We start from the raw sequence: 5,264 nt of genomic DNA, 5'->3' as shown, positions 1-5,264 counted from the left end.
CGACCAGCCTGAGCGACCTGCTCACGGCGGCGGCCGCCCCGGCTCGTGACCGCGAGCTGGCCGGTGAGCACGCCGCCATGGCGGCGTTCCGCGACGCTCGTCTCGCCACCGCCCCTCAGCGACGGAGACCCTGGATGCTCAAGATCGCACTGGCGAACCTGCTGACGGTGAAGATCGCCGCTGTCACGGCAGCCGCCGCCGGCGGCATCGCACTGGCCGCCGCGGCGGGAACGCTGCCCGGCCAGCAGCGCGAGGAACCCGCACCCACCGTCGACACGAACGTCGTCGCCACGACGTCCGTCACGACGAAAGAGAAGCCGAACTCGCCGGACAAGAAGCCGGACAACAGCGCCTCCCCGTCGCCTTCGCTCAACGGGCTGTGCCAGGCCTACACGGCGGGCGCGGGATCGGAACACGGCAAGGCGCACGAGAACCCGGCGTTCAGCGCCTTGATCACGGCCGCAGGCGGCGCCGACCGCGTCCCCGCCTTCTGCGCCGACCTGCTCGGCGACAAGCCGGGCCAGTCCGGCCAGTCCGGCCAGCCCGGCCAGCCCGGCCAGCCCGACAACCCACCCGGCAAACCCAGCCGTTCGAACCGCTGATCTTCCGGCGACCCGGAGTCCCACTCTCCCTCACCGGGTCGCCCGTTCCGGACGGGTGGCGGCCTGCCCCCCACGCCGCCGCCCGTCCACCCCTTCGACGCCAGCCAGGAGGAGCACCTTGAGCGACGCCTGTCCGCACGCTGTTTCAGCCGGTAGCTACCTGCTCGAAATGCTCACTCCCGACGAGACCGACGAGTTCCGGCAGCACAGCAGCCAATGCCTGCGCTGCCAATGGGAAATCGTGGAGCTGATGCCCGGTGCTCTCTTCTTGCAGGAGCTCAGGGCCGACATCCTCGCCTCGGACCAACGCCTGTGCTCGGACCGGCCCGTGCTCTCCACCGTCGTTTCGCGGGAACTTCGCTGGGCTCCCGGCTGCGGCACGGCCTGACCAGGCTGACGGTCAGAGCAGGTCGGCGAGCAACGCGGCGGCACGGGACGCGCCGTCGGCCTCGACCGGCCGGTAGCCGACCTCGCGCTGGATCTCCTCCGCCATGGCGGCGGCCAGGACTTCCCGGTCGACGACGTCGTCGTAGGTCATGCAGCGGCCCGCTCCGTAACGGGCGAGCCGGTGCCGGACGTGGACGTTCTGCTCGAAGTGGTGGCGCAGCGGCACGAAGATGAACGGACGCCGGCTCGCGGTCAGCTCCATGCACGTGTCAACCCGCCCTGCACGACCGCCAGATCGCAGGCGGCGAGATGGCGGTGCAGGTCCGGCAGGTAGCCGCGAATCGACACACCGCGGTGGCGGGGAAGAGAAGCGGGGTCGATGCGCGGTCCGGTGACGACGAGGAACCTCAGGCCTGGCACCAGCCTGCGTGCGGCGGGCACCGCGTCGAGGACCCGGCGGAGCAGTGACTCCCCCACACCGGAGCCGCCGACCGTGACCACGCACAGCTTTTCGTCCGGCCTGACGCCGATCTTCCTGCGCAGCGCCTCGCGTTCACCGGAGTCCGGAGGGTCGAATCCGGTGACGTAGCCGGAGAAGTCGAAGTTCTGCTCCGTCCACTCGCGAATGGACGGCAGGCCCGGACCGAACGGCAGCGAGACCACGTCGCCGGGATTGCCGACGAATACGGACCGGTCACGCACGCGGCGCAAACGTGCTCGCTGCTCAATCATCTCGAGGTTGTAGTCGGCGGTCAGGCGTTCCTCGCGCGTACCGCCGTCGGGCATCGGGAGCCAGCCCACGAAGTCGGTCAGCCAGGCGAAGGCACTCCGCTTCAGCCGGGGATTCTCGTGCAGGAAGTAGTCGACTTCCCACGCCTCGTCCCCGATGACCAGGTCGTACGACTCGGCGTCGAGGACGTCGTCGAACACCATGAAGTTGTTCACCAGCAGCGCGTCCAGCCGGCGGAACGTCTCGAACACGTGCAGGTCGTGCTCTCCCGCGTCGTCCTCCACGTGCGACGACTCGGTGGCCAGCCACGCGGACGCCGGGTGGATCCGCTCTCCCGCAGGACCGAGCACCTCGGTGACCGGGTGCTGCGCGAGCCAGTCGATCTGCAGGTCCGGACGCAGCTTGCGCAGTTCGGAGGCGATGGCCAGGTCGCGCCGGGCGTGACCGAGGCCGATCGGTGAGCTCAGGTACAACGCGCGCGGCGGCCTGCTGATCGCCCTGGACGACCGGGTACGCCGGACGACGGGGTGCACCCGATCGACGAACTGCTTGATCAGCTGGTTGACCCGCACCGGATCCCTGGCGTGCACACCGTGTCCGGAGCCGTCCAGCAGCACCAGAGAGCCGCCGGTCAGTTCGGCGAGGCGTTCGCCGATCGCGTGCGGGCGGATTCTGTCGTCGGTTCCGTGGATCACCAGCACCGGGCACCGCACGTCGCGGCAACTGTCCACAATGGATTCGGAGCTGAGCCGGCCTGCTGTGGTGTCCACCAGCGTGGCCGGCTCGATCTGGTGAGCCCACCGCACGCCGTCCTCGATCTGCTTGGTGGAGTGCGGTTCGGGGAACATCCTGGCGAAGAACCACTCGGCGAAGTCGTCGTACCCGCCTTCCAGCCAGTGGTGCCGGTTGTACCTCACCCCGCCCTCGGTCGATTCCCAGGCGCGCTTCTCCTCACCCTCCGCGCCGATGAGGGATCCGCTGGCCGGTGCGATGGCGACGATGCCGGCGACCCTGTCCGGGTGGTGCGCGGCTACGAGCACCGACCACGCATCACCGCGCGACAACGACACCAGCACAGCGCGCTCGGTGCCCGTGGCGTCCATGACCGCGATCGCGTCCGCGGCGTACTCGGCGTCCACATAGGACGCCGCACCGACAGGTCGGTCCGAGTCGCCGGAGCCACGGCCGTCGAAGGTCACCACCCGGAAGTGCCGCGCGAGGTAGGGCACCTGCGCCTTCCAGAACAACGACGGCACGATCGACCAACTCGGCATCAGCAGAACCGTTGGCCTGCCTGGGTTGTCGTAGACCTTGAACGCGAGCCGCACACCGGCGCGTTCGGCGAACCCGATCTGGTCCGCCTCGCGGACCGGGCGCGGCTCGGCTTTCACGGCCGGACTTCGAGCACCTGGTTGAACGGCGTCTGGGCCACCCCGGCGAACCGGGTGAACCCGCCGGCGACCGTCACGTCGCGGATGCGCGCGGGCCCGGCCTGGGTGCCCAGTGCGAGACCGACGTCCTGGGACAGGGAGGCCGGTGTGCACAGCAGGGTGGAGAAGCCGTAGTAGGTGCGGCCGACCGGGTTGAGGTTGTCCTCGACGTGGTCGCCTGCCATCGGCTCGACGATCATCCACGTGCCGTCGCGCGCCACCGCGTCCCTCACGTGGCGTGCCGCCCCGACCGGGTCGCCCATGTCGTGCAGGCAGTCGAACATGGTCACGAGGTCGTAGCCGGTGCCGCTGAAGTCTTGTGCGGACGCCACTTCGAACGTCACGCGGTCACCGACACCGGCGGCCTCCGCCCGTTCGCGCGCGATGCGGATCGACTCCGGGTGGTAGTCGGAACCGGTGAAGGTCGAGTTCGGGAACGCACGCGCCATCAGGATCGTCGACGCGCCGTGCCCGCAGCCGACGTCGGCAACCTTGGCACCCGCGTGCAGCTTGGCGACGACGCCGTCCAGTGCGGGCAGCCAGCTCTCGATCAGGTTCGCCTCGTAGTTCGGCCGGAAGAAACGCTCACAGCCGAGGTGCACGTCGGTGTTGTGCTCGTGCCAGCCGACACCGGAGCCGCTGCGGGCCGCGTCCAGGACGCGCCCGGCGTCGTGCACCGTGCCGAGCGCGATCTGGAACATCCCCGGCAGGAACGCGGGGCTGTCCTCGACCGTCAGCGCCACCGCGTGCTCGATCGGCAGGGCGTACCGCCCGGTGGCGGGGTCGTAGGTCACGTAACTCCCTGCGGCCTGGGCGTTGAGCCACTCCCGCACGTAGGGCTCCGCGGTGCCGCTGCGGTCGGCGAGTTCGGCAGGACTGATCGGCTCACCGGACGCCATGACGCGGTAGTAGCCGAGCTTGTCGCCCATGACGACGAGCGCGGCGTTCAGCGTGGCGCCCACCTCGTCGACCGCTCTGAACACGAACTGCATGAGCTTGTCGGTGTCGACCTCGGGTCTTGTCGTGGTCATCTGCTCTTCCCTCCATGTGAGGGTCGGAACGTATGAGCGCCAACGGGGCAACCGCATCAGGTGCCCCACCTAGTCGCGAGTCCCGACCTACACTCCCCCGTGTGCTGATGGGGCGCGAGTCCGAGCGTCGACAGATCGAGCGGCTCGTCGCGAGCGCCCGGATCGGGCACGGTGGCGTCCTGGCCATCACCGGCGAGCCAGGAGTCGGCAAGACCGCGTTGCTGCACTGCGCGGCCGAATGCGCCACGGGCATGAACGTCTTGTGGGCGGCCGGAAGCGAGCCGGAGCGGGAGATTCCCTTCGGCGCACTGCATCAGGTGTTGCGTCCAGCGCTCGACCGCATCGACGAGATCCCGGCGCCCCAGGCGCAGGCGTTGTCCGTCGCGCTGGCCTTGCGACCCGGAACCACGAGCGACAGGTTCGCGGTCGGTGCCGCCACGCTGAGCCTGCTCTGCCGGTTCGCCGAGGACCGGCCGGTCGCTGTGCTGCTGGACGACCTGCACCTGTTCGACCGTCCGTCGGCGGACGCGCTGGCGTTCGCGGCCCGCAGACTCGTGGCCGATCCGATCGTGCTGCTGGCCACCTCGCGCTCTCCTGATCCCCAGCTGCCCACGCTGCCGTTGGCGGGCATCGATCTCGCCGCCGCGGGCGAGCTGGTCTCGAGCCGCTCCGGCGTGGCCGTGTCGCACGAGCTGGTCGCACGGTTGCACCAGGCGACCGCGGGCAACCCGCTCGCGCTGATCGAGCTGGCCGCGGGAGCGCACCGGCTGGAGCACGCGTCTCCCGAGGCTCCGCTGCCGGTGTCCGCGGCGTTGGCGCACGAGTTCGCCGAGCAGGCACGGTCTCTGGGCGAGGCAGGGCGCGCGGCGCTGACCGTCGCCTCCGTGGCGGGGAACGATCTTCGGGTGGTCGCGGGGGCGTGCCGGCTGCTCGGAGTCGACGTCGACGCGCTGACCGAGGCCGAGCAGGCAGAGCTCGTCCGGATCACCGACGGCCGCGTCGAGTTCCGGCATCCACTGATCCGGGCCGCTGTGTACGGGGACGCCGCGCTGCGGCACCGCAGGGCGATCCACCGTGCCGTGGC

Annotated in this window: 5 protein-coding genes and 1 pseudogene; 3 read left to right on the top strand and 3 right to left on the bottom strand. The window is 70.3% G+C overall.

Annotated elements, in window-relative coordinates; translation table 11 throughout:
• A pseudogene (locus FXN61_RS46950) lies at nucleotides 1-602 on the top strand (hypothetical protein); the annotation flags it as partial.
• 118 nt (nucleotides 603-720) lie between these two features.
• Nucleotides 721-990 carry a hypothetical protein gene (locus tag FXN61_RS46945; protein WP_167980266.1) on the top strand — a complete coding sequence of 90 codons (270 nt, stop codon included), beginning with the start codon at nucleotides 721-723 and terminating at the stop codon, nucleotides 988-990.
• 12 nt (nucleotides 991-1,002) lie between these two features.
• On the opposite strand, the gene FXN61_RS51240 is transcribed toward FXN61_RS46945, so the two are convergent.
• The 3 genes from FXN61_RS51240 to FXN61_RS46935 are packed head-to-tail and all read right to left on the bottom strand — an operon-like array spanning nucleotide 1,003 to nucleotide 4,180.
• Complete coding sequence (locus FXN61_RS51240; protein ID WP_223165889.1) at nucleotides 1,003-1,251, bottom strand: hypothetical protein; 249 nt, start codon at nucleotides 1,249-1,251, stop codon at nucleotides 1,003-1,005.
• A complete protein-coding gene (locus tag FXN61_RS46940; protein ID WP_223165888.1) occupies nucleotides 1,242-3,110 on the bottom strand; it encodes an alpha/beta hydrolase in 1,869 nt (622 codons plus the stop codon). Before FXN61_RS46940 ends, FXN61_RS51240 begins: the two co-directional genes overlap by 10 nt.
• Nucleotides 3,107-4,180 carry a class I SAM-dependent methyltransferase gene (locus tag FXN61_RS46935; RefSeq protein WP_167980265.1) on the bottom strand — a complete coding sequence of 358 codons (1,074 nt, stop codon included), beginning with the start codon at nucleotides 4,178-4,180 and terminating at the stop codon, nucleotides 3,107-3,109. The genes FXN61_RS46940 and FXN61_RS46935 overlap by 4 nt, the downstream gene beginning before the upstream one ends.
• A 107-nt stretch (nucleotides 4,181-4,287) precedes the next feature.
• Between FXN61_RS46935 and FXN61_RS46930 the strand changes: the two genes are divergently transcribed.
• On the top strand, nucleotides 4,288-5,264 hold a 977-nt coding region (locus tag FXN61_RS46930; protein WP_246293166.1), incomplete at its 3' end, for an AAA family ATPase.

The organism is Lentzea indica, assembly GCF_012184385.1.
In the GTDB taxonomy this organism is placed as follows: Bacteria; Actinomycetota; Actinomycetes; order Mycobacteriales; family Pseudonocardiaceae; genus Lentzea; species Lentzea indica.
The sequence above is the reverse complement of the archived record's forward strand: the minus strand, read 5'-3'. Positions and strand labels throughout refer to the sequence as shown.